Origin of the sequence: Halorubrum sp. SS7 (assembly GCF_005435055.1) — an archaeon.
GTDB lineage: Archaea > Halobacteriota > Halobacteria > Halobacteriales > Haloferacaceae > Halorubrum > Halorubrum salinarum.
Genome location: NZ_SGXV01000084.1, coordinates 1 through 1,573 on the forward strand (window position 1 = coordinate 1; position 1,573 = coordinate 1,573).

2 protein-coding genes and 1 pseudogene are annotated in these 1,573 nt (G+C 57.2%); 1 reads left to right on the top strand and 2 read right to left on the bottom strand.

What is annotated here, in order from left to right; translation table 11 throughout:
• Positions 1–205: ribbon-helix-helix domain-containing protein (locus tag EXE44_RS16690; RefSeq protein WP_137717962.1), on the top strand; the 205-nt coding region annotated here is incomplete at its 5' end.
• A gap of 164 nt (positions 206–369) precedes the next feature.
• Here the strand turns inward: EXE44_RS16690 and EXE44_RS16695 are convergent.
• On the bottom strand, positions 370–1,251 hold the full coding sequence (locus tag EXE44_RS16695) for a hypothetical protein (protein WP_137706456.1): 882 nt from the start codon (positions 1,249–1,251) through the stop codon (positions 370–372).
• A 102-nt stretch (positions 1,252–1,353) separates the two neighbouring features.
• Positions 1,354–1,573, bottom strand: a pseudogene (locus tag EXE44_RS16700) (hypothetical protein); the annotation flags it as partial.

The following is a 1,573-nucleotide window of genomic DNA, read 5'->3' on the forward strand; positions in this document are numbered from 1 at the left end:
GGAGATCGACGCGGCCTGGAAGGAAGAGGGCTACACGTCTCGGAGCGAGTTCCTCCGGCACGCGATCCGGGACGCGACGGAGCACCCGGGCGCGTCACGCGACATGCTGGCGAGCATCGCTGCGGAGGAGTACGCGATGCGAAAGGGGGAGAGCGAGGCCGTCTCCCGCGACGAGGTCGTCGAAATGATCGATGGCGAGGAGTGACGACTGGACGTGGGAGTTTCGACCGCCCGCCGCACGATCGTCCGAGGGACTCGACGCGCCGACACAGCAGCGGATCATCTCGAAGCTCGATGACATCGTGACCGGGATCTATTAGAGAATATCGAATCGTTCATCAGAATATTTTACCCCGCTCCGACCGTAAATTAGTCTTGGAAGGACGCCTGATTCAGCGGAACCGTGTCGGCAACCGTTACCGTTCCTCCCGGATCTCCTTTCCCTGGGTGATCGATAGCCTCGCGGTCGAAAACACCGCTTATACCTGCTATTTGTACACCGACAATCTGATTGCCGTTGTTTGTACCACCGAAGGTTTGCTTGAGTTGGAGCGTCTTGTCTCCCGAAAGTCCGTCCTTGGTTATACTCGTAATGTCTCTATTGTCTTTGTAGTAGACAGTTACGGTGAACTCGGCGTTATCCGAAGCAGAATCTGTCGTGTTGACGATGACCCCCGAGTTCCCCGATTCGAATGTCACTCCTGAAACCTTGTTTTGAGTCGCAGGGGAGCTAGATGTCGATTCATCATTTTCGTACGTACAATCGACGGTGAACCTCCGGTTTTTATGAACTGTCGTTTCGCTGTTCTCAACGGTACCGAAGAATGAAAGCTCAAGCTGTAATTCTCTGTCCACCTCGCAGCTAGTGGTTACATACGTGCGCTTTCCGAGACCGATCGTGACAGTGTTGTCACCAGTTTCGGATTCGGTCTCGTCTCCCGTTTCCGGCTCGATTTCAATGTCGACCTCTCCGCTCTCATAATCGACCTCAACCTCGGATTCATAACCAGTGTCCGGTTCTACTATTTTCGCGTTCACTCGCAGTGTGAGCTTCCCAGCGAATTGATTTTTAATCTTGAGGAATTTCCCATTTTCAGGGTCCTCATTCAGCCCCAAATACGCGTTCTCGTCTTCCACGACGTTCACCGACACCTCCCGCTCGGCCGAGACGCTGCTGAACGCGCCGGTCCCGACGCTCATCGCGCCGGAGCTCGCGCCGCCGAGCAGCAGGATGAAGTTCCGTCGTTTCATTTGCGATGAGTTCGCACGGTCCGTTCGCTCGATCCAACGCGTCCTGACCCTAAGGTTATGCGGCGCCGGAACCGCAGAAAGCGCCGCTTGAAACCGCTCGCCTTACCTCAGTTCCGGGGGTTCCTCGGGTTCGCCGACCTTCATCTCCGCGGTGTAGTACTTGTGCGTGATCGCGGAGAACGCGAACGCCACGACGATGGCGACCGTCCACGCCATGTCGGGAAGGAGGACGAACGGCCACGCGTCCAGCGCCACCGCGCCGGTGAGCGCGACCGCGACGCCCGAGAGCCCCAGGTAGTAGGTGCTCCACGGGATCTCCTTC

Coding starts and splice junctions, on each gene's coding strand:
- EXE44_RS16695 (WP_137706456.1), bottom strand. CDS start 1,251: ATGAAACGACGGAACTTCATCCTGCTGCTCGGCGGCGCGAGCTCCGGC.